The sequence below is a fragment of the Erwinia sp. INIA01 genome, assembly GCF_025947915.1.
Classification (GTDB): domain Bacteria; phylum Pseudomonadota; class Gammaproteobacteria; order Enterobacterales; family Enterobacteriaceae; genus Erwinia; species Erwinia coffeiphila.
The window spans coordinates 191,498-214,101 of the sequence record NZ_JAPDNC010000007.1; the positions used below are offsets into that span (position 1 = coordinate 191,498).

Here is a 22,604-nt window from a genome sequence, read left to right on the forward strand (position 1 = left end):
TGACAGATTTCTATGCATGCAAAGCGCATACAGATTAACCACGCGTTAACCTCTGCGCCACAATTAAAACCACATAATTAGAATTTTACGCCAGCTGGCGCAGATTATCAGTAAAACAGATTTATGGTGGATCGGGGAGAGGTTGTCACTGATGGATTTGGGTTGGGGAGAAGGCTGGATCATGGCGTGGCTGATGTTTTTTCCGCTGATGGCTTTGGGTTGGGGAGAAGGTTGGATTATGACGTGGCTGATGTTTTTGCCGCTGATGACTTTGGGTTGGGGGGACAGCCTCTGCGGCTTCCGGGCGGTCCTCGCGCCGCTGCGCGGTACCTTCGTCTACGGCATCCGGCCTGTCAGACCGGTGAAGATGGTGCATCCCTGCACCAGCTTCACCTGACACCAACATCCTTGTTGGTGTCTCCTGGCCTGCTGCCTCCGCCTCAGCGCTGCGGAATGCCCTGCAGCCGCAGAGGCTGTCCCCCTTCCATCAATCGTGTCGCGGGTTCAAAGACAGCGTCAGATACAGCGAGTAGATATGCGGCTATTGCTTCATAGATTTACTGGCTTTTGGCTATCCCTGTTGCCGTCTCCTGACCTGCTGCCTCCACCTCAGCGCTGTGGAATGCCCTGTCCCCTTTCACCAATGGATGTGGTGGGTCTAAAGATAACGTCAGATATATGATCGTATTCAACAGGCAACGCGGAAAATGAGGCGAGGACGGATGGGCTTTGGCAGGGCAATCCGCAGCGCTGAACGCAGAGAGGAAGACTGGACTCGCCAACAGGACGTTGGCGAGAGGTGAAGCTGGCGCAGGGACGCGCCATCTTCACCGGTCCAAAAGGCTGACGAACGCAGTGAGGGAACCGGGCAAAGCCCGGCGCGAGGACCGCCAGGCCAAAGCCCATCCGTCCTCGCTGCAACCTATCTGATAGCCACCGAAATCACAGTAAACTATTCGATCTACCGAACCTCAACGCGCAATTCTGCAGCTTTAAAGACTTCATCCAACGAAACGAATACGCATAAGGTCGTATTCAACAGGCAACACAGAAAGTAAGGCGAGGACGGATGGGCTTTGGCAAGGCAATTCGTAGCCTGGAATAGAAAGAGGCCGTTTTCAACAGGCAACGCGAAAAATGAGGCGAGGACGGGTGGGCTTTGGCAGGGCAATCCACAGCGCGGAACGGAGAGAGGAAGACTGGACTCGCCAACAGGACGTTGGCGAGAGGTGAAGCTGGCGCAGGGACGCGCCATCTTCACCGGTCCAAAAGGCTGACGAACGAAGTGAGGGAACCGGGCAAAGCCCGGCGCAAGGACCGCCAGGCCAAAGCCCACCCGTCCTTGCGACTACCCGAACAACAACCATCAATACAACAGCGATCTATACACCTGCAATCTGAGCAACAGCCCCGAGACAACAGCAAGCGAAACAAACCGATTATTCGACCTGCCGAACCTCAACGCGCAGCTCTTTCGGCACTTCAAACACGATATTCTCTTCGCGACCAATCAGCTCAATGGCATCCACACCGCCAAGCTGATTCAGCCGCTGGATAACTTCCTGCACCAGCACGTCAGGAGCCGATGCACCGGCAGTAACGCCAACGCAGCGTGCGCCTTTGATCCACTCTTCCTGAATATCATCGGCAGAATCGATCAGCCGTGCCAGCTTACCGGCGCGCTGCGCCAGTTCAGCCAGACGGTTGGAGTTAGAGGAGTTTTTCGAACCCACCACCAGCACCACGTCCGCATCCTTCGACAGTGTACGCACCGCTTCCTGGCGGTTGGTCGTCGCGTAACAGATATCGTCTTTACGCGGACCCACAATTTTTGGGAAACGCGCACGCAGGGCATCGATCACTTCATAAGTGTCGTCCACCGACAGCGTGGTCTGAGTCATAAAGCACAGGTTGTCTTCATCCTTCACCTGCAGCTTCCACACATCAGCGGGCGCTTCCACCAGGTACATACCCCCTTTCGGGTTATTGTACTGGCCCATGGTGCCCTCGACCTCCGGGTGACCGGCGTGGCCAATCAGGATCGCCTCGGTGCCCTTACGGCTGGCACGCGCAACTTCCATATGGACTTTGGTCACCAGCGGACAGGTGGCGTCGAACAGCATGGTGAGATCGCGCGCTTTCGCTTCTGCACGCACCGCCTGGGAAACGCCGTGGGCGGAGAAAATCAGAATGCAGCCATCCGGCACTTCGCTGATTTCCTCAATAAAAATCGCCCCACGTTCGCGCAGACTGTTAACCACGTAGCGGTTATGCACCACTTCATGACGAACGTAAATCGGTGCGCCGTACATCTCCAGCGCACGCTCGACAATGCTGATAGCGCGATCAACGCCCGCACAAAAACCGCGTGGGTTAGCCAACAGGATCTGCATTCGCCGCCTCCAGTACCGGATTAATCTCCAGTACTTCTACGTCAAAATGAATGGTCTGCCCGGCCAGCGGATGGTTGAAATCAACGGTGATTGAATCACCGGAAATCTCACGAATCACACCGGGCATTTCGTTACCGTCCATGCCGGAGAACAGCATAATTGCGCCAACCTCCGGTTCGCCTGCCTGCATAAAATCACGGCGCGAGAAGTACTGGATCAGGTCCGGACTGATGCCGCCAAAAGCGTCTTCAGACTCCAGCGCAAAGGCATGTTTGTCACCAACCTTCAGTCCAATCAGCTGGTTTTCCAGCCCTTCGGACAGGCTGCCGTCACCCAGACAAAACAGCGCTGGCTTACCGTTATTGCGTGTGGACTCTGCGGTCGATCCATCCGCCAGTTTTAAGGTGAAATGCACCAGCAGTGAGCTGTCGCGCTGTACAGAATCGATCATGCCCTACCCTTTATTCTTAGCCTGTTTACCGGCCGGGCTGATAAACCCTTCCAGTACGACCAGCGCGGCACCTATACAGATAGCGCAGTCGGCGATATTAAACGTGGCAAAGTGCCAGTCTCCAACATAAAAATCGATGAAGTCCACCACGAAGCCATGATATGACCGGTCGAACAGGTTGCCCAATGCGCCACCCACGATCAGCGCATAGGCGATGTTATTCAGTTTATTGCTCGCCGGGCTACGGTACATCATCACCAGCAGCACTACGACAATAGCGATGGCAATGCCGGCGAAGAACCAGCGCTGCCAGCCACCTTTATCGGCAAGGAAGCTGAACGCCGCGCCGTAGTTGTGAGCATAAAAGAAGTTAAAAAATGGCATCACCGGCATCGACTCGTGCAGCATCAGCGTATTCATAATCCACTGTTTACTGGCGAAATCGATGCCAATCACCACCAGCACCAGCCACAGCCAGCGCAATCCGGTAGAAAGAACGGGGCGGCTCATTATGCAAACTTACGCAGTTCGCCGCTGCCCGCGACGTTGGTGGCACAGCGACCACAAACGTCTGCATGCGCAGCGTTCTGGCCGATATCGGTGGTGTAATGCCAGCAGCGCGGGCACTTCTCACCGTCTGCTTTACGCAGAGCGATCTTCAGGCCTTTGACGATCTCGCTCTGCTGCGCGTCGTCGCCAGCCTGAGCGTAATCCGCCACCTGAGCACCGGAGGTCAGCAGCACAAAGCGCAGCTCTTCGCCCAGGCTGTTCAGCTTCGCGGCCAGCTCAGCATCGGCATACAGCGTCACGCTGGCTTCCAGAGAGCCACCGATCAGTTTGTCTGCACGCGCCTGCTCAAGCACCTTGTTCACTTCGCTACGCACTTTCAGCAGATCCGCCCAGTAGGCGTCGTTCATGGACTCATCCGCCGCCAGGCCGAACAGGCCATCGAACCACTCTTCGGTAAACACGTACTGGCTGCGTTTGCCCGGCAGGTAGCCCCAGATTTCATCGGCGGTAAACGACATGATCGGTGCCATCCAGCGCACCAGCGCCTCGGCGATGTACCACAGTGCGGTCTGGCAGCTGCGGCGCGCCAGGCCATCGGCCTTCGCGGTGTACTGACGGTCTTTGATGATGTCGAGATAGAAGGAACCCATTTCCACCGAGCAGAACTGCATCAGGCGCTGAACTACTTCATGGAAGTCATAGGCTTCATAAGAGGCAACGATATCGTTCTGTGCTGCCAGCGCACGGCCCACTGCCCAGCGATCGACAACGACCATATCTTCCGGTTTCACCAAATCGGTTTCCGGATTAAAGCCCGCCAGGTTAGCCAGCAGGAAGCGCGCGGTGTTACGAATGCGGCGATAGCTGTCGGCTGAGCGCTTAAGGATTTCGTCGGATACGGCGATTTCACCGGAGTAGTCGGTAGAAGCGACCCACAGACGCAGAATATCCGCGCCCAGTTTGTTCATCACGTCCTGCGGCGAAACGGTGTTGCCCAGCGATTTGGACATCTTGCGGCCCTGACCGTCAACGGTGAAACCGTGGGTCAGTACCTGACGATAAGGCGCTTTGCCCTTCATCGCCGTTGAAATCATCAGTGAAGACATAAACCAGCCGCGATGCTGGTCAGAACCTTCCAGATACATATCCGGTGCATGGCCGCCGAACTCAGGACGCGCATCCACAACGGAGTAGCTGGTGGAGCCGGAGTCAAACCATACGTCCAGCGTATCCGGTACTTTCACATAGTTGTCGGCGTCATCACCCATCAGCTCACGCGGGTCAAGATCCCACCATGCCTGGATACCTTCTTCCTCTACGCGCAGCGCGACTTTTTCCATCAGCGCCAGGCTGTCCGGATGCAGCTGCTCGGTGTCTTTATGCACGAACAGCGCCATCGGCACGCCCCAGGTACGCTGGCGTGAGATACACCAGTCAGGACGGTTCGCCACCATCGCTTCGATACGCGCCTGGCCCCAGTCCGGGATCCACTGCACGCCTTTGATCTCTTTCAGCGACTGCGCACGCAGGCCTTTCTGATCCATGCTGATAAACCACTGCGGAGTAGCACGGAAGATAATCGGCGTTTTGTGACGCCAGCAGTGCGGGTAGCTGTGGTGCAGTTTTTCAACATGCAGCAGTGCGCCCTTCTCTTTCAGCAGCTCAACGATCATATCGTTGGCTTTAAAGACGTTAACACCGTCCAGCGTCGGGTAGGTACCCGGCAGATAGCTGCCGTCCGGACCAACCGGGTTAGCGGTTTCCAGACCGTATTTCTGACCGATAACATAGTCATCCGGACCGTGGCCCGGCGCGGTATGCACAGCACCAGTACCGGCTTCCAGCGTAACGTGCTCACCCAGCACGACTTTCGACTGAATCTGCTCCAGGAACGGATGCTGGAACAGCTGAAGCTCCAGCGCCTCACCCTTGCATTCGCCCAGCACGGTCCACTCGGCCACGCCCGCGCGTTTCATCACGCTTTCTACCAGCTCTTTCGCCAGGATCAGGCTGCGGCCTTCGATCTGCAGGAGCTGATACTCAAATTCCGGATGCAGTGAGATACCGCGGTTGGCCGGCATGGTCCACGGGGTGGTGGTCCAGATAACCAGCGATACCGGGCCTTCTGAAGCGGCAACGCCAAACTTCGCGCGCACGGCATCAGCATCCAGCGCGTTAAACATCACGTCAATGGATGGAGAAGTTTTGTCGTAATACTCCACTTCGGCTTCCGCCAGCGCAGAGCGGCAGTCCAGGCACCAGTGCACCGGCTTAGCGCCTTTGTGCAGGTGACCGTTACCGATGATTTTACCCAGCGCGCGGATGATGTTGGCTTCGGTTTTGAAGTTCATCGTCAGGTACGGGCGATCCCAGTCACCCAACACGCCCAGGCGGATGAAGTCGGCTTTCTGTCCTTCAACCTGCTCGGCAGCGTATTTGCGGCAGGCAGCACGGAACTCGGCCGGGGTCACTTTCTCGCCCGGCTTGCCGATCATCTGCTCAACTTTGTGCTCGATAGGCAAACCGTGGCAGTCCCAGCCCGGTACGTAAGGCGAATCGTAGCCCGCCATGCCTTTCGACTTAACGATAATATCTTTCAGAATCTTGTTTACTGAGTGACCAATATGAATGCTGCCGTTCGCATAAGGAGGGCCATCATGAAGGATAAAGGTTTTTTTCCCTTTTTTGGCTTCGCGGATGATGCCGTACAGTTTGTCATCATACCAACGTTGCAGCATTCCCGGTTCGCGTTTGGCCAGATCGCCACGCATCGGGAACCCCGTTTCCGGCAAATTCAGGGTTGATTTATAGTCACTCATCAGATTCTCGATTCCGTATTTCGCTTCAGTTCTGTTTAAACCGGTGTCTTCAGCCCGAAAAAGTCGCGGGCAGTCACCACATCTTTAGCAATTTGCTCTTTCAGTGCATCGAGCGAGGCAAAGCGCTGCTCGTTGCGAATTTTTTTACGCAGCACCACATCAATATGGCGCCCGTATAGGTCGATAGCGACATCCAGCAGATGCACTTCCAGCTGCTGACGCAGCCCGGCAACGGTGGGTCGGGTGCCAATATTGGCGACGCCCGGCAGCGGACGCTCCCCAAGGCCCAGGACTTCAACGGCATACACCCCTTTTACCGGGGAAACGGTACGACGCAGCGGCAGGTTAGCGGTGGGGAAACCAATCGTCCGGCCCAGCGCATCGCCGTGGACCACGCGACCAGAAATGCTGAAGGGATGCCCCAGCAAAACGGCGGCCTGCGCCAGATCGTCGTCTGCCAGCGCCTGACGTACCGCCGTGCTGCTGATGCGTTTGCCATTATCGCAAAATGTCTGGGTGCTGATGACATCGAAACCGTATTCGACGCCAGCCTTCTGTAATAACAGGAAATCGCCCTGGCGACCAGCGCCAAAGCGGAAATCATCACCGACGACAAGGAACTGCACGCCCAGCTTATCGACCAGCAGATCGGCAATAAAACTTTGCGCCGTGTGGGCAGCAAAACGCCTGTCGAAGCGCACGCACAGCACGTTATCAATACCGGCTTGTTCAAGGTAACGAACTTTTTCACGCAGGCGGGTCAGCCGCGCCGGGGCACCGTCAGCCGCGAACAGCTCCAGCGGCTGGGGTTCGAACAGCATCACCATCACCGGCAGATTGCGCTGTCGCCCTTCTTCGCACAGGCGCGCCAGCAGCGCCTGGTGACCGCGGTGTACGCCATCGAAATTACCGATAGCCAGTACGCAGCCGCGATGCTGCTCTCTCAGGTTATGTATACCGCGGATAAACTTCATGGCTGGCTCAAATTTGTGGAAATCGGCGGATTATACCTTGTACAGCGATGAAGGTTAACCCGCGATTGCGGGCTTTCGCGCTTTCTTACTGCCATTTCATTCTGTATGGTACTCGCTGGCCATGGGATTATATTTTTTCTTGTGAATAAGCTGTATTCGCCAGGCTTATGCTGGTAGAATCTTGCGCCATCGAAACGTAACCAAGTGCCAATGTTTCATCGGCGCTTATTTGCACAAATCCATTGACAACCGAAGGCGAAAAGGGCATATTCCTCGGCCTTTGAATTGTCCTCATAGAACTATTTGGGAGTTGGACCTTGGCTAATATCAAATCAGCTAAGAAACGCGCCGTAACGTCTGAGAAGCGTCGTAAGCACAACGCTAGCCGTCGTTCAATGATGCGTACCTTTGTTAAGAAAGTATACGCAGCTATCGCTACTGGCGATAAAGCAGCTGCACAGGCTGCATTCAATGAAATGCAACCTATCGTGGACCGCCAGGCAGCTAAAGGCCTGATCCACAAAAACAAGGCTGCTCGTCATAAAGCAAACCTGGCTGCACAGATCAGCAACCTGGCGTAATGCCGGCTTGTTAATCCGCGTTAAAAAGACCGCCTTACGGCGGTTTTTTTATGTCCGTTAAACGGCAAACAGCGCGCTGAAATCCTTATTGCAGATCCGCTGTACCGCCGGATGCTGAATCATTCGTTCAGCAAAAATCACGTGGTACTCTTCAACCACCGCCTCCGCCTGGCCCAGTTCAACAATCCCCTCAGCGTAATAACTCTCTTTGCCATACAGCGTGGGTGCCACAAAAATGGCCCGATTTGCGGCTCCAAAGGCCTTCATCAGCGCCGCATCATCGAATTCACCCAGAATGGTAACGTCCAGATTCTGTGACTGAAACCAGTTCAGCAGCCTGCGCCCCAACATTGAACGCCTGCCGGGAACCAGCAAATTATGCGCGGTCAGACAGGCAGGAAACGCGCTATCGGGCAGCGCATCATGGCACCAGAAGCTAATGCCACATTCGCCCAGCTTGATGGAAAACAGCCCCGCCTGCTGCGAGGAGTCCACCGGGCAGTCGGAGAGGATCATATCCAGTTTGTGTTCGCTGAGCTGCTCCAGAAGCAGTTCATGGGTAGACTCAAAGCAGCGCAGATGGATAGGCTCCGCTTCCTGTACGGCGGTCGCCAGAATCTGGCTGACCAGCTTTTTGGATAACGCATCGGCCACGCCAACGTCAAATAGCAGGCTCGCTTCCTTGCGATAGTTAACGATATCCAGCATCTCCTGGCTGAGGGTAAACATGCGGTCGGCGTAGCGGAAAACCAGCTGTCCCAGCTCTGAGGGCACCAGCCCCCGCCCCTGCCGCTTAAACAAGCGCCCCTGCAGACGCTCTTCCAGCGCCTTCAGCTGGCCGGTAATGGTCTGTGGCGTAAGGTTGAGTACCTCAGCAGCTTTAACCACCGAGCCGGTTTTACAGACCTGCCAGAAGTAATAGAGGTGGTTAAAGTTCATCTGCGACATGTCATCCCTCGCGTTGCCTTACTTCAGCTTAACCCGCAGCAGCAGATAGCCCACCACGGCGGAAACCACCGAGCCGGTCAGGATGCCCAGCTTCGCCAGGGTAACCATCTCTTCATGCTGTGCATCAAAGGCCAGTGAAGCGATAAAGATCGACATGGTAAAACCAATCCCACACAGCACGCCAACGGCGGCAATATCGACCATTTTAGTTCGCTCAGGCAGCGCAGCAATTTTCAGCTTCACGGACAGCCAGCAGATCAGCGTAATCCCTAACGGTTTGCCGATAAACAGGCCAAGGATAATCCCCAGCGGTACGGCGGAGAACAGACCGTTAAGCGACACGCCGCTCAGCGATACCCCGGCATTGGCAAAGGCAAACAGCGGCAGAATAACCCAGCTGACCCACGGCTGTAATCCGTGCGCCAAATCGACCGACGGTGAAACACCCTCCTTTTCCTTCAGCGGGATAAAGAAGCCGACAATGACCCCCGCCAGCGTGGCGTGAACGCCGGATTTCAGCACCGCAATCCACAGCACCATCCCGACCAGCAGATACAGTGACGTTTTACGAACGCCACACAGATTAAGCAGTGCCAGCGCGACAATCGCAGCAGCAGCAATACCCAATGAGAGCAGCGAAAGGTCGCTGGTGTAGAAGAAAGCGATAATCACGATCGCCCCAAGATCGTCAATGACCGCCAGCGCCATAAGGAACATTTTTAACTGTACCGGCACCCGACTCCCCAGCAGCGCGAGAATACCCAGCGCAAAGGCAATGTCCGTGGCGGTGGGGATCGCCCAGCCGTGGATCGCCAGTGGATCGTTATGGTTAAAGGCGGTGAAGATCAGGGCCGGAGCCAGCATTCCGCCCAGCGCGGCGATCAGCGGGAACATCGCCCGCTCGCGACTGTTTAGCGAGCCGGTGACCAGTTCGCGCTTCACCTCAAGACCAATCAGAAGGAAGAACAGCGCCATCAGCGCATCATTGATCCACAGCAGCAGATCTTTGTTGATGTCGAGTTCACCAAAACGGAACTGCACCGGCATCGCCAGCAGCGCCTGATATCCCTGCTGCGTCGCGCTATTGTTTGCCAGAAGCATCGCAATGGCAGCGGCCACGATCAGGACCACACCGCCGGTGGCGTCATTGTTAAGCAGACGCTTAAGAGCTGTTTTCATCGAAGATTCCATTAATTCGAGTGTGTGCGTGAAGAAGACCACAGCATACTCGTTTTAACTCTTCGTAAAAAAAAGATTATAAATGGTTAACCGATCGGAATTTCCGAAGAATTGCTCTCCGCTGCCGTATGCCGATACGAAGCCGGGAAAATTCCCGTGAGCCGCCACAAACATGCCGGTGAAAACGGAAGCCGCATAAAGCAAATGGGCGATCTCTGCCGAGATCGCCCATCAAATACCACGCTCAGAGCTAAAGCAGATTAACGCGTCAGATCGTCAAAGAACTTTTTCACGCCGTCAAAGAAACTCTTTGAACGCGGGCTGTTCTGATCGCCGCTCGGGCCACCGAAGCTCTCTTCCAGCTCGCGCAGCAGCGTTTTCTGCTTCTCATTCAGGCTGACCGGGGTTTCCACCACCACGCGGCACAGTAGGTCGCCCTGAGCACCACCGCGTACGGATTTCACGCCTTTACCACGCATACGGAACAGCTTGCCGGTCTGCGTTTCTGCAGGCACCTTCAGCTTCACGCGGCCATCGAGGGTCGGCACTTCAATCTCACCACCCAGGGCTGCCATTGCGAAGTTGATCGGCACTTCACAGTACAGGTTGTTCTCTTCACGTTCGAAGATACGGTGTTTTTTCACCTGAACCTGAACGTACAGATCGCCAGACGGTGCGCCGTGCTCACCGGCTTCACCTTCGCCGCTCAGACGAATGCGATCGCCGGTATCCACGCCCGCCGGAATTTTCACCGACAGCGTTTTTGATTTCTCTACACGACCGTGGCCGTGACAGGCGTTGCACGGATCTTTAATCACCGAACCGCGACCGTGACAGGTTGGACACGCCTGCTGAACGGTGAAGAAGCCCTGGCGCATCTGCACCTGACCTGCACCGTGACAGGTTGAACAGGTCTGCGGCTTGGTTCCCGCTTTCGCTCCGCTACCGTGGCAAACCTCACACTCTTCCAGCGTTGGAATGCGGATCTCTTTGGTCACGCCGCGTACCGCTTCTTCCAGCGTCAGTTCCATGTTGTAGCGCAAATCAGCACCGCGTGCGGCGCGCTGCTGACGGCGGCCTCCGCCGAAGATATCGCCGAATACGTCGCCAAAGATATCGCTAAAATCTGCACCGCCACCGCCGAAACCACCGCCGCCGCCGCCCATTCCGCCCTGTTCAAAGGCAGCATGGCCGTACTGATCGTAAGCCGCACGTTTCTGCGCATCGGTCAGAATTTCGTACGCTTCTTTGATCTCTTTGAATTTCTCTTCGGCTTCTTTATCGCCCTGGTTGCGGTCAGGGTGGAACTTCATCGCAAGACGTTTATAAGCCTTTTTGATTTCACGCTCTTCCGCAGATTTGGAAACGCCTAAAACCTCGTAATAGTCTTTCTTCGCCATTGTTATTGATCCTGCCCTTAACATGCGTGCACGGGCGGGGAGAAATCTCCACGCCCGTGCTGGTTAATACGATGCTCCATCAGGGGAGCATCATGCCCGCTCAAGGGCGATTATTTCTTGTCTTTAACTTCTTCGAATTCGGCGTCAACGACGTCGTCATCTTTCTTACCTTCGGCTGCTTCGGCTGCGCCGCCAGCGGCCTGCTGCTGCTGAGCAAATTCCATCAGCTTACCGGACACTTCCATCAGCGCCTGGATTTTCGCTTCAATCTCAGCTTTGTCTTCGCCTTTCAGCGCAGTATCCAGCTCGGTCAGAGCCGCTTCGATTGGCGCTTTCACGTCTGCTGGCAGTTGGTCACCGGCATCGGTCAGCTGCTTGCGGGTGCTGTGCGCAACCTGGTCACCCTGGTTACGGGTCTGCACCAGCTCTTCAAACTTGCGGTCAGACTCGGCGTTAGCTTCTGCATCACGCACCATTTTTTCGATCTCTTCGTCGTTCAGACCGGAAGAGGCCTTAATGGTGATCTTCTGCTCTTTACCGCTGTTTTTGTCTTTAGCGGATACGTGCAGAATACCGTCGGCGTCGATGTCGAAGGTCACTTCGATCTGCGGCATACCGCGCGGCGCAGCCTGGATACCGTCAAGGTTGAACTGGCCCAGTGACTTGTTATCCGCAGCGCGTTTACGCTCACCCTGCACAACGTGGATGGTTACCGCAGACTGGTTGTCTTCAGCGGTAGAGAACACCTGGCTGTGCTTGGTTGGGATGGTGGTGTTCTTGGCGATCAGTGAAGTCATCACGCCGCCCATGGTTTCGATACCCAGCGACAGTGGGGTAACGTCCAGCAGCAGAACGTCTTTTACTTCACCGGCCAGTACGCCACCCTGTACGGCTGCGCCCACGGCAACGGCTTCGTCCGGGTTAACATCTTTACGCGGCTCTTTACCAAAGAACTCAGCCACTTTTGACTGCACCATTGGCATACGCGTCTGGCCACCAACGAGGATAACGTCGTTGATATCAGACACGGACAGGCCCGCATCCTGCAGCGCAACTTTCAGCGGCTCAATAGAACGAGTAACCAGGTCTTCTACCAGTGATTCCAGTTTCGCACGAGTCACCTTGATGTTCAGGTGCTTAGGACCGGTCGCATCCGCCGTGATGTACGGCAGGTTGACGTCGGTCTGCTGTGCAGAAGACAGTTCGATTTTCGCTTTTTCAGCGGCTTCTTTCAGGCGCTGCATAGCCAGCGGATCGTTGTGCAGATCGATACCTGAATCTTTCTTAAACTCAGCCACCAGGTAGTTGATCATGCGGCTATCGAAGTCTTCACCACCCAGGTGGGTATCACCGTTGGTTGCCAGAACTTCGAAGGTTTTTTCGCCGTCAACTTCATCGATTTCGATGATAGAGATATCGAAGGTACCACCACCCAGGTCGTATACCGCGATAGTGCGGTTGCCCTGACCTTTATCCAGACCGTAGGCCAGTGCGGCTGCGGTTGGTTCGTTGATGATACGTTTGACTTCCAGACCAGCGATGCGGCCGGCATCTTTGGTTGCCTGACGCTGTGCATCGTTGAAGTAAGCCGGTACGGTAATAACCGCTTCAGTCACCGGCTCACCCAGATAATCTTCGGCTGTTTTCTTCATTTTTTTCAGCACTTCTGCAGAGATCTGCGGAGGTGCTACGCGCTGGCCTTTCACGTCCAGCCATGCGTCACCGTTGTCAGCGCCAACGATTTTGAACGGCATGATTTTAATATCACGCTGTACTTCTTCATCCTGGAAGCGACGGCCAATCAGGCGCTTAATCGCAAACAGGGTATTCTGCGGGTTGGTCACGGCCTGACGTTTAGCAGGCTGACCCACCAGCGTTTCACCATCCTGAGTGTAAGCAATGATGGATGGCGTGGTGCGATCGCCTTCCGCATTCTCCAGTACGCGTGCCTTGCCGCCATCCATGATAGCTACACAAGAGTTAGTCGTACCCAGGTCAATACCAATAATCTTACCCATCTAAACGTCTCCCACTTAAATTCATTTCAAATCAGGTTATGAACCTTAAATGCGGGCATTATTCACAGTTTCAACTGCTCATCCCGCTCTTTTTTTTCCAGGTCCGTAGCCTCGGATGCCAATTAAGATGGGGCCGCCAGGCGCCGCATCAAGGGGCAACAGCAAAAAAAATTCGTTTTTTTTGAAAAAAAACGGACCGGCAGAGGCCAGTCCGGTTTAACCACGGCAAATCAGGGGTTACTGCGCGCTGACCTGCTGCAGTAAAACGCGCTGCGCGGATGCCCGCTTAAGCCACAGACCGACCAGTACACCGACCCCGGCCAGGCCCAGAACGTAATAAGCCGGTGCCATCGGCGTCAGCTTCATCATCAACGTGACCATGATCGGCGTCAGCCCACCGAAAATGGCATACGAGAGATTGTAAGAGAAGGAGATCCCGGTAAAGCGGACCGCAGGTGGAAATGCCGACACCATGACGAAAGGCACCACGCCAACGACGCCAACGCACAGACCGGCCAGCGCATAGGCGCTGAATAGCCAGGCCGGATACTCGGCGGCAACGGTAAAGAAGGTCCAGCTGGTCACTGCCAGCAGCAGGCTGCCGACGATCAGCGTGGTTGCCGCACCGATGCGATCGACCAGCGCACCGGAGATAATGCAGCCGAAGATCAGCATCACCGTGGCCAGGCTGTTCGCTTTCAGGGTCAGCGCCGCGGGCAGGCCGTGGAGTTTTTGCAGCAGCGCGGGTGCCATCAGCAGCACCACCACAATACAGGCGGAGAGCAGCCAGGTCAGCAGCATCGACACCACCACGCTCTGGCGATGATGGGCAATCACCGTCTTCAGCGGCAGCTCATCCGATAAGGCTTTGCGCTGCTGCATCTGGGTAAACACCGGCGTTTCGTGCAGCCAGCGGCGCAGATACATGGCCAACAGGCCAAAGGCACCGCCCAGCAGGAAGGGAATACGCCAGCCGGTCTCGGCGATAGTCTGCGGTGTCATGCTGGTATTAATCAGCGTGGCGACCAGCGATCCCAGCAGAATGCCAAAGGTCAGTCCGGCGGTCAGCGTACCGCAGGCAAAACCTACGCGCTTTTGCGGCACGTGTTCGGCCACAAACACCCAGGCACCGGGAACCTCACCACCAATAGCCGCACCCTGCAAGACGCGCAACAGGAGCAGCAGAATGGGGGCAGCAATACCCAACGTGGCGTAGGTGGGCAGCAGGCCCATCGCCAGCGTTGGCAAAGCCATCAGCAGAATACTCAGGCTGAACATTTTCTTGCGCCCTTTGCTGTCACCAAAGTGGGCCATGATCAGACCGCCAAGCGGACGGGCAAGATAGCCGGCAGCAAAAATAGCAAAGGTTTGCAGCTGGCGTAGCCATTCCGGAATATCGGCGGGGAAAAACAGTTCGCCAATCACCGCTGCAAAAAAAACGAAGATAATAAAGTCGTAGAATTCCAGCGCGCCACCAAGCGCGGCGAGCACCAGGGTTTTGTAATCCTGTCGGTTCAGAGGTCGTGCATGTGCTTGTTCCATGATTCTTCTGATAAATCCATAGTCTGAGAGCAGAAAAATAATTACACCTTGTAAAGCTATGCTTACTATAACGGCAATTATCATCTACACCAGACGGCACTGGATCTTATACCTGAGAATCCTGTTTTTTAGCTGTTTGTCTCGCGGCGAGCGCTTTTCGGCCTAAATGCTGCTACTACCTGCGGGTTAGTTTCAATGTAAGGTCCGTCAAGCAGTTGAATGCAGTAGGGCACGCTGGCAAAAATACCGTGCACAACCGTCTTGCCCTGCTCATCCTTCAGCCCTTCCAGCGTCTCTTTGATCGATTTCGGCTGGCCCGGCAAATTAATCACCAGCGACTGTTTGCGAATCACACCAACCTGACGGGAAAGGATAGCGGTAGGAACAAAATTCAGGCTGATCTGCCGCATCTGTTCGCCAAACCCGGGCATCTCACGATCGGCGATTGCCAGAGTGGCATCGGGCGTCACGTCGCGGCGAGCAGGCCCGGTGCCACCGGTGGTCAATACCAGATGGCAGAAAAGCTCATCAACCAGTTCGCAGATTGCCTGCTCGATCATCGGCTGCTCATCGGGGACCAGCCGCTTCTCAATTTTGAACGGCGTGGATAGCGCTTCAGAAAGCCAGGCTTCCAGCGCGGGAAGCCCCAGATCCTGATAGATGCCGTTTGCCGCGCGGTCAGATACGGAGATCAGGCCAATGCGAAGTGTATTCATAGGTATTTGCCGTCAGATAGAGAAAGTTAACGCAAGGATAAACCATAGCAAAGCAGGATGTATAGCGAGGGTGGCGATTGGAAATTCAGAGACAGAAACGGTAGAAGCCAACGCTGCTACAGCTTCAGGTGTCAAGGCTGGAGCGCCAAATTAACTGGAGCTGTAGCAAGGTGGCTGGCGGGTTAATCCCCGGGAGCTTACGTCAGTAAGTGACCGGGGTACGTCCGCGCAGCTAACGCCGCTACAGCTTCAGGTATGAAGGCTGTTACAGCAGGTCAGCGATCATCTTGTCGAGCTTGCCCTGGTCAACGGCAAAGTTACGGATGCCTTCAGCCAGTTTCTGAACCGCCATTGGGTCCTGGTTGTGCTGCCACAGGAACTCAGACTCGGTCATTTTCGCCGGACGTGCTTTCACTTCACCGGTGTAAGACAGTTTACGCTCGATGCTGCCTTCGGTCTCAGCCAGCTCTTTCAGCAGGCCTGGAGAGATGGTCAGACGGTCGCAGCCAGCCAGCTCAATGATTTCGCCTACGTTACGGAAGCTTGCGCCCATCACCACGGTCTCGTAACCGTGCTGCTTGTAGTATTCGTAGATTTCAGTCACAGAGATCACGCCTGGATCTTCAGCCGGTGCGTACTCTTTCTTATCAGTGTTAGCTTTGTACCAGTCGAGGATACGGCCAACGAATGGCGAGATCAGGTACACGCCAGCTTCGGCGCAGGCGCGCGCCTGAGCGAAGGAGAACAGCAGGGTCAGGTTACAGTTGATGCCTTCTTTTTCCAGCTGCTCTGCGGCACGGATACCCTGCCAGGTAGAAGCCAGTTTGATCAGGATGCGGTCGTTGCTGATGCCGGCATCGTTGTACAGTTTGATCAGGCTACGCGCTTTCGCGATGCTGCCTTCGGTGTCATAAGACAGACGTGCATCGACTTCGGTAGAAATACGGCCCGGAACCAGCTTAAGGATTTCCAGACCAATGTTGACGGCCAGTTTGTCCGCGGCGAAAGAAACCTGCGCTTCTTTGTCGCTGCTCTGCTCACGTGCCCAGGCAACTGCTTCATCAATCAGTTTACGGTATTCAGGGATCTGGGCGGCGCTGAGGATCAGAGAAGGGTTGGTGGTTGCATCCTGCGGTTTGTAGAGTTTCATCGCTGCGATGTCACCAGTATCGGCAACAACGGTAGTGATCTGACGCAGGGAGGATAATTTGTCCGTCATAGTTGTCATTCTCATCAAGGTTGAAACAAGGTTGATTTGTCAGGGTGTTGAAAATGTCTGCCCCGGATGATAGCACGCGTACCCTGCCACGCAACAACCATAAAACCCTGTGCCACAGGGGGATAAAACCTCAACACAAACGGGCTTTTTTCGTTCCTTTACGATGAATCAGCAGATCCACCAATGACAGCGATTTGTCCTCTTTAAACGCTTTTTTGCTACAGTATGCACTGGCAATTTTTCGCGATGCACAAGGACCCCCGATCATGTTGATGGTAATTTCCCCCGCAAAAACGCTGGACTATGAAAGCCCGCTGGCGACCAAACGTTTTACCCAGCCCGCGCTGCTGGAGGAGTCACAGAAACTGATCGCCGTTGCGCGTCAGCTTTCCCCGGCGCAGATTGGTTCCCTGATGCACATCAGCGACAAGCTGGCGGTGCTGAACGCGGAGCGCTTCAATGACTGGCAGCCTGAGTTTTCCCCTGAAAACGCGCGCCAGGCCATTCTGGCGTTTAAAGGCGATGTGTACACCGGCCTGCAGGCGGAAAGCTTTAGCGAAGATGATTTTGACTATGCACAGCAGCACCTGCGTATGCTTTCCGGTCTGTACGGCCTGCTGCGCCCGCTGGACCTGATGATGCCTTACCGGTTAGAGATGGGTATCAAGCTGGAAAACCCGGCGGGTAAAGACCTCTACAGCTTCTGGGGCGACCGGCTGACCCTGGCGCTGAACGATGCACTGGCTGCGCAGGGCGATAATGTGCTGGTGAACCTCGCTTCCGACGAGTACTTCAAGTCTGTAAAACCTAAGCAGTTGAACGGCGAGATTATCAAGCCGGTGTTCCTCGATGAGAAGAACGGCAAGTTCAAAGTCATCAGCTTCTACGCCAAGAAAGCGCGCGGTCTGATGAGCCGCTACATTATTCAGAACCGCCTGACGAAGCCCGAGCAGCTGAAAAAGTTTGATGTGGACGGATACGTTTACGATGCCGACGGCAGCAAGGGAAATGAGCTGGTGTTTAAGCGGCGTGAAATGGCGTAAAAAAAACGGAGTGGGCGATACCCTCTCCGTTTTGTCGCTGATTAACCGACTGTGAGCGGCTAATCAGCGTGATAGCCAGGGGCGAAGCTTTCCGCCCCGGCACAAATTACTTCTTCAGCAAGAATTCACGCAGATCGGCAAATTCGGCCTTCATGTTGTGCGACAGCAGCGGCAGGTCCGCACGCTCGGCCAGGGCTTCCGGCAGAGGCAGCTTGCGGTCAAGGATCGCTTCCACGCTCTCGATGAACTTCGCCGGATGCGCGGTGCCGAGGAACAGACCAAACTCCCCTTCCTGCAGCTGATCGCGCAGCAGACGGTAGGCAATCGCCGCGTGAGGTTCTGAGATATAACCAAGATCGGCCAGCTCGCGCATGGTCTCTTTGGTGGTTTCATCACTCACCGCACCAAAGCCCAGATCCTGCAAACGCCAGGTTTTACGGCGGAAGATCTCTTCCACGCGCGGCCAGTTGTTTGGCTGCGACACATCCATCGCGTTAGACAGCGTGGCAACGGTGGCGTTTGGCGTCCACTGGCCGTCGGCCAGGAAGCGCGGCACGGTATCGTTGGCATTAGTAGCGGCGATAAAACGCTTCACCGGCAGGCCCAGTGATTTGGCCAGCAGACCCGCAGTCAGGTCGCCAAAGTTACCGCTTGGTACCGAGATCACCAGCTGATTACGTTTTTCCTGCGGCAGCTGAGCGACGGCTTCGAAGTAGTAGCAGATCTGCGCCAGAAGGCGGCTGATATTGATCGAGTTTGCCGAGTTCAGGCCAATCGCCTTTTTCAGCTCTTCATCGTCAAAGGCCTGCTTAACCAGCGCCTGACAGGCATCAAAGTCACCGTCGATAGCGATAGTCTGGATGTTGCCACCCAGCGTACAGAACAGTTTTTCCTGCAGCGGGCTGATTTTACCCTGCGGATACAGGATCACCACGCGCACGTTTTCCATGCCGTAGAAGGCGTGAGCCACTGCGGCACCGGTATCACCCGAGGTCGCGGTCAGAATGGTGATCTTCTCATCTGCATCGCTGACGTGGGAAAGCATCTGCGCCATAAAGCGGCCGCCGAAGTCCTTAAAAGCCAGAGTCGGGCCGTGGAACAGTTCCAGAGACGCGATATCATCAGTCACGCTGGCGACCGGAGCCGGGAAGGTAAAGGCGGTCTTCAGACGCGCCAGCAGCTGTTCTTTTGGAATTTCATCGCCGATAAACGCCGACAGGATCTTGCTGCTGCGAGTGACGAAATCCTCCTCCAGCAGTGCATCAATATCGGTCAGTTCGAATTCGGGTAATTCCAGCGGAAAGAACAGGCCCTGCTGTGAACCCAGCCCCTGCTTCACCGCCTGGGCGAAGCTAACCTGCTCGTTGTGATCCTTAAGATTGTACAGTTTCATGCGTTATCCCAGTTTACGTGCGCCTGCCGTATCTAAACGACAAATATGAACGAAGCCTTCATCATTTTGCAGATAGTTCTGGCGAAGCCAGTCCGCCATCCGCTGTGCCGTATCCAGCTGATTGCATACGGCAAACAGCGTCGGCCCTGAACCCGAAATACCGCAGGCCAGTGCGCCGATATCGGCAGCGGCCTCGCGCGCTTCGGCAAAGCCGGGCAGCAGTCGGGTACGGTAAGGTTCAGCAATCACATCCTGCATCAGCTTCGCGGCCAGTTCTGGCTGCTGCGTATGGCAGGCATGAATAAAGCCGCCGAGGTAGCGGCCGTGGCGAATAATATCCTCTTTGCGATACTGCGCGGGTAAAATCGCGCGCGCCTCGGCGGTAGAGACTTTGATCCCCGGATACGCCATCACCCACAGCCAGTCATCAAATCCTGGCACGGACTGACTGATAATGCCGTTTTCTTCCAGCATCAGCTGCATGCCGCCAAGGAAGCACGGCGCAACGTTATCGTAGTGTACACTGCCGGAAATACGCCCTTCCAGCTCGCCCATCAGGGCCAGCAGCTCGGTATCATTCAGCGGTTTGCCGCAGAACTCGTTCATCGCCATTAAACCGGCCACTACCGAGCAGGCGCTGGAACCGAGGCCGGAACCGATCGGCATATTTTTTTCCAGCGTCATCGCCACCGGCACGCGCTTGCCGATGGCTTCACAGAAGCGATCCCAGCACTGATAGACAATGTTTTCTTTCGGATCGGCGGGCAGTTTGCTGACAAAGCTGCCTTCATTGAGCAGGCTGAACTCGTCAGCCGCTTCCACGCTGACGCAGTCGCCCAGCAGCGTACCGTCAATCGGCGATACCGCCGCCCCAAGCACGTCGAAGCCGACGCTGACGTTGCCAATTGAGGCAGGGGCATGAATCTTAACCATGTTTAAACTCCCAACTTCCACGACAGAGTGCGTAACAGATCGGCAAACACGCCCGCCGCGGTCACATCATTACCGGCACCGTAACCACGCAGCACCAGCGGAATTGGCTGATAGTAACGGCTGTAGAAGGCCAGCGCGTTTTCGCCGTTTTTCACTTTAAACAGAGGATCGTTACCGTCCACGGCATCAATCTTCACTTTGCAGACACCGCCCTCTTCAATCGCACCGACGAAGCGCAGGACTTTACCCGCGTCACGCGCACTGGCAACCCTGGCGGCAAACGCATCATCCAGTTCCGGCAGACGCGCCATAAAGGTATCGACATCAGCAATGGCGGTAAACTCTTCCGGCAGCACCGCTTCGATCTCAATATCATCCAGCTCCAGCTGATAGCCCGCTTCACGCGCAAGGATCAACAGCTTACGCGCCACGTCCATCCCGGAAAGATCGTCGCGCGGGTCCGGCTCGGTAAAGCCCATCTCACGTGCCATATGCGTGGCCGCAGAGAGTGATACGCCTTCGTCCAGCTTACCAAAAATAAACGACAGCGAGCCGGAGAGAATACCGGAGAAGCGAATCAGTTCGTCACCGGCGTTGAGCAGATTTTGCAGGTTCTCGATCACCGGCAGACCGGCACCAACGTTGGTATCGTACAGGAACTTACGGCGTGATTTCGCCGCCGCCGCACGCATCTGCTGGTAATAGCTATACGACGAGGTATTGGCCTTTTTGTTCGGCGTCACCACATGGAAGCCATCGGCCAGGAAATCGGCATACTGATCGGCAACCTGCTGACTCGATGTACAGTCAACGATCACCGGGTTCAGCAGGTGATATTCCTTCACCAGGCGCTTCAGCCTGTCCAGATCGAACGGCTCTTTTGCCGCCTGCAGCTGTTCCTGCCAGTTTTCCAGCGGAATACCGTGAACGTTAGTCAGCAGCGCCCGGGAATTAGCAATACCGCAAACGCGCAGATCGATATGTTTGTTCTTCAGCCAGGCCTGCTGGCGATTAATCTGATCGATTAACGCACCGCCGACACCGCCGCTGCCGATCACGAACACCTCAATCACCTGATCGGTGGCAAACAGCATCTGGTGCACTACGCGCACGCCGGTGGTCGCTTCATCATTACTGACCACAGCGGAGATAGAGCGCTCGGAAGAGCCCTGAGCGATAGCAACGATATTGATGTTGGCGCGGGCCAGCGCGGAGAAGAACTTGGCCGAGATGCCGCGCAGCGTGCGCATGCCGTCGCCGACCACGGAGATCACCGCCAGCTGCTCCATCACATCCAGCGGCTCCAGCAGGCCGTCCTTCAGCTCCAGATAAAATTCGTCTTCCAGCACTTTACGGGCCCGCGACAGCTCGCTCTGCGACACGCAGAAGCTGATGCTGTATTCCGATGATGACTGAGTGATCAGCACCACTGAGATACCGCTGCGGGACATGGTGGCGAATACGCGCGCCGCCATGCCAACCATGCCTTTCATTCCCGGACCGGAAATGTTGAACATCGCCATATTGTTCAGGTTGGTGATGCCTTTTACCGGCGTGTCATCATCGCTGGCACTGTCACCGATTAACGTACCTGGAGCCTGTGGGTTGGCGGTATTTTTTATCAGGCAGGGGATCTGGAACTGGGCGATAGGAGCGATGGTGCGAGGATGGAGAACTTTAGCGCCGAAGTAGGAAAGCTCCATGGCCTCCTGATACGACATTGACTTAAGCAGCCTCGCATCCGGGACCTGACGCGGGTCGCAGGTATAGACGCCGTCAACGTCAGTCCAGATCTCGCAACAGTCGGCACGCAGACAGGCGGCCAGCACCGCAGCAGAATAGTCAGAACCGTTACGGCCCAGCACGACCAGTTCGCCGCGCTCGTTACCGGCGGTGAAACCGGCCATCAGCACCATATTGCTGGCAGGGATTTTACTGGCAGCGATGCGGCGGGTCGATTCCGCAATATCCACGGTTGATTCCAGATAGTGACCAACTGCCAGCAGATTCTCTACCGGATTGATCACGCTGACGCCGTAGCCGCGCGCCTGGAGCAGCCCTTCCATAATGGCAATTGAGAGTTTTTCACCGCGGCAGATGATGGCAGCATTAACGCTGTCCGGGCACTGTCCCAGCAGGCTAATCCCGTGCAAAACCTGCTTAAGCTGGGTGAACTCCTGATCGACCACGCTCTTCAGGCGGTCAAAGTCGAAGCCCGGCTGAGCATCGGCCAGTCCCTGTAACAGCTCAGCAAAAATACGTTCGGCATCGCTGAGATTCGGCGCGGCATCCTGGCCACCGATGGTTTTTTCAATCATCGCCACCAGATGATTGGTAATTTTTGCTGGCGCGGACAATACGGTAGCAACCTGTCCCTGCTTTGCATTGCTTTCCAGAATGTCAGCCACACGCAGAAATCTTTCCGCATTGGCTACCGAGGTTCCACCGAATTTCAGCACTCGCATGTTCAAACTCTCCTGAATTT

At 55.6% G+C, this 22,604-nt stretch carries 18 protein-coding genes; 3 read left to right on the plus strand and 15 right to left on the minus strand.

What is annotated here, in order from left to right; all coding sequences use genetic code 11:
- Positions 1–151 precede the first annotated feature (151 nt).
- The gene (locus OMR58_RS14245; RefSeq protein WP_264546248.1) at positions 152–397 is read left to right on the plus strand and encodes a hypothetical protein; all 246 of its coding nucleotides are present in this window, start codon (positions 152–154) and stop codon (positions 395–397) included.
- Between the two features lie 1,042 nt (positions 398–1,439).
- On the opposite strand, the gene ispH is transcribed toward OMR58_RS14245, so the two are convergent.
- The 5 genes from ispH to ribF are packed head-to-tail and all read right to left on the minus strand — an operon-like array spanning position 1,440 to position 7,147.
- Positions 1,440–2,393, minus strand: a complete 954-nt coding sequence (gene ispH, locus OMR58_RS14250) for a 4-hydroxy-3-methylbut-2-enyl diphosphate reductase (RefSeq protein ID WP_105594768.1) — start codon at positions 2,391–2,393, stop codon at positions 1,440–1,442.
- The gene (fkpB, locus tag OMR58_RS14255) at positions 2,374–2,844 is read right to left on the minus strand and encodes an FKBP-type peptidyl-prolyl cis-trans isomerase (protein WP_105594769.1); all 471 of its coding nucleotides are present in this window, start codon (positions 2,842–2,844) and stop codon (positions 2,374–2,376) included. The genes ispH and fkpB overlap by 20 nt, the downstream gene beginning before the upstream one ends.
- A gap of 3 nt (positions 2,845–2,847) precedes the next feature.
- The gene (gene lspA / locus OMR58_RS14260) at positions 2,848–3,354 is read right to left on the minus strand and encodes a signal peptidase II (RefSeq protein ID WP_200545140.1); all 507 of its coding nucleotides are present in this window, start codon (positions 3,352–3,354) and stop codon (positions 2,848–2,850) included.
- The gene (ileS, locus tag OMR58_RS14265) at positions 3,354–6,173 is read right to left on the minus strand and encodes an isoleucine--tRNA ligase (RefSeq protein WP_264546249.1); all 2,820 of its coding nucleotides are present in this window, start codon (positions 6,171–6,173) and stop codon (positions 3,354–3,356) included. The genes lspA and ileS overlap by 1 nt, the downstream gene beginning before the upstream one ends.
- Before the next feature lie 35 nt (positions 6,174–6,208).
- Positions 6,209–7,147: a bifunctional riboflavin kinase/FAD synthetase gene (gene ribF, locus OMR58_RS14270; protein ID WP_105594772.1), complete on the minus strand. Its 939-nt coding sequence runs from the start codon at positions 7,145–7,147 to the stop codon at positions 6,209–6,211.
- Between the two features lie 317 nt (positions 7,148–7,464).
- Between ribF and rpsT the strand changes: the two genes are divergently transcribed.
- A complete protein-coding gene (rpsT, locus tag OMR58_RS14275; RefSeq protein WP_105594773.1) occupies positions 7,465–7,728 on the plus strand; it encodes a 30S ribosomal protein S20 in 264 nt (87 codons plus the stop codon).
- A gap of 57 nt (positions 7,729–7,785) precedes the next feature.
- On the opposite strand, the gene nhaR is transcribed toward rpsT, so the two are convergent.
- The 7 genes from nhaR to tal all read right to left on the minus strand — a co-directional run bounded on the left by nhaR (position 7,786) and on the right by tal (position 16,750).
- Positions 7,786–8,676 carry a transcriptional activator NhaR gene (gene nhaR / locus OMR58_RS14280; protein ID WP_105594774.1) on the minus strand — a complete coding sequence of 297 codons (891 nt, stop codon included), beginning with the start codon at positions 8,674–8,676 and terminating at the stop codon, positions 7,786–7,788.
- Positions 8,677–8,694: 18 nt separating this feature from the next.
- The gene (gene nhaA, locus OMR58_RS14285) at positions 8,695–9,855 is read right to left on the minus strand and encodes a Na+/H+ antiporter NhaA (RefSeq protein ID WP_264546250.1); all 1,161 of its coding nucleotides are present in this window, start codon (positions 9,853–9,855) and stop codon (positions 8,695–8,697) included.
- 260 nt (positions 9,856–10,115) lie between these two features.
- Positions 10,116–11,255, minus strand: coding sequence for a molecular chaperone DnaJ (gene dnaJ / locus OMR58_RS14290; protein ID WP_105594776.1), 1,140 nt, complete (start codon positions 11,253–11,255; stop codon positions 10,116–10,118).
- Positions 11,256–11,365: 110 nt separating this feature from the next.
- The gene (gene dnaK, locus OMR58_RS14295; protein WP_200562028.1) at positions 11,366–13,273 is read right to left on the minus strand and encodes a molecular chaperone DnaK; all 1,908 of its coding nucleotides are present in this window, start codon (positions 13,271–13,273) and stop codon (positions 11,366–11,368) included.
- A 237-nt stretch (positions 13,274–13,510) separates the two neighbouring features.
- Positions 13,511–14,815: an MFS transporter gene (locus tag OMR58_RS14300; protein ID WP_264546251.1), complete on the minus strand. Its 1,305-nt coding sequence runs from the start codon at positions 14,813–14,815 to the stop codon at positions 13,511–13,513.
- Between the two features lie 128 nt (positions 14,816–14,943).
- A complete protein-coding gene (gene mog, locus OMR58_RS14305) occupies positions 14,944–15,531 on the minus strand; it encodes a molybdopterin adenylyltransferase (protein ID WP_105594779.1) in 588 nt (195 codons plus the stop codon).
- A gap of 265 nt (positions 15,532–15,796) precedes the next feature.
- Positions 15,797–16,750, minus strand: a complete 954-nt coding sequence (gene tal / locus OMR58_RS14310) for a transaldolase (protein WP_200562021.1) — start codon at positions 16,748–16,750, stop codon at positions 15,797–15,799.
- Positions 16,751–17,016: 266 nt separating this feature from the next.
- Here tal and yaaA point away from each other — a divergent pair, with 266 nt between their 5' ends.
- A complete protein-coding gene (gene yaaA / locus OMR58_RS14315; RefSeq protein ID WP_264546252.1) occupies positions 17,017–17,793 on the plus strand; it encodes a peroxide stress protein YaaA in 777 nt (258 codons plus the stop codon).
- A gap of 106 nt (positions 17,794–17,899) precedes the next feature.
- Here the strand turns inward: yaaA and thrC are convergent, their stop codons facing one another.
- From thrC to thrA, 3 genes are read right to left on the minus strand one after another with little or no spacing between them, the layout of a single operon-like run.
- Positions 17,900–19,186, minus strand: coding sequence for a threonine synthase (gene thrC, locus OMR58_RS14320; protein WP_200562017.1), 1,287 nt, complete (start codon positions 19,184–19,186; stop codon positions 17,900–17,902).
- 3 nt (positions 19,187–19,189) lie between these two features.
- The gene (gene thrB / locus OMR58_RS14325; RefSeq protein ID WP_264546253.1) at positions 19,190–20,119 is read right to left on the minus strand and encodes a homoserine kinase; all 930 of its coding nucleotides are present in this window, start codon (positions 20,117–20,119) and stop codon (positions 19,190–19,192) included.
- Positions 20,120–20,121: 2 nt separating this feature from the next.
- Complete coding sequence (thrA, locus tag OMR58_RS14330) at positions 20,122–22,584, minus strand: bifunctional aspartate kinase/homoserine dehydrogenase I (RefSeq protein ID WP_200562012.1); 2,463 nt, start codon at positions 22,582–22,584, stop codon at positions 20,122–20,124.
- Between the last annotated feature and the right edge of the window lie 20 nt (positions 22,585–22,604).